The sequence below is a fragment of the Prevotellamassilia timonensis genome (assembly GCF_021531665.1).
Taxonomy (GTDB): Bacteria; Bacteroidota; Bacteroidia; order Bacteroidales; family Bacteroidaceae; genus Alloprevotella.
In genome coordinates this window covers 1-446 of the sequence record NZ_JADYUH010000155.1, presented here as the reverse complement: position 1 = coordinate 446, position 446 = coordinate 1, and the positions used below count along the sequence as shown (strand labels likewise).

The following is a 446-nucleotide window of genomic DNA, read 5'->3' as shown; positions in this document are numbered from 1 at the left end:
CAGGGCGCGGCGAGAGTCACGCTTCAAGGTCTCGAAGATTTCAGTGGCAGAAACCCACTGCGCGTTGTCGTCGCCCTCCGCAAAGGTGAAGGAACGGTGAAATGCCTCTGCCAGAGGAGATTGACGATAGAAAGAACGGTTGTGCTCCTCAATCTCTGCCTCCTCCTCATGGCTGAAAAAGGTCGGTTCGCCGTTGCGAATCTCTGCCACTACCTGGGCGTAAAGTTGCTCATGCTCAATCGGTTCGCGTGTGATGGGGGCTTCCACCATCTGGCAGAAGAAACGACGTGAACCCGTCGGGTCGGTCAGAAGTTCCGTCATGTTCGACGTACCGATGAATGCCGCCGTGCGCGTCATCTGCGTCGCCACCTGACTGCGCCCTTTCTGTACCTTGACCTCCGTCAACTGCATGAGGTTCTTCAGCGTAGCCATCTGACGCTCGGAAT

The 446-nt window shown here is 56.7% G+C and carries 1 protein-coding gene; it reads right to left on the bottom strand.

Annotated features, from left to right (window positions below; genetic code table 11):
* Positions 1 to 446 (bottom strand): VapE domain-containing protein (locus tag I6E40_RS10725; RefSeq protein ID WP_317207412.1); only part of this gene is annotated, 446 nt, incomplete at both ends.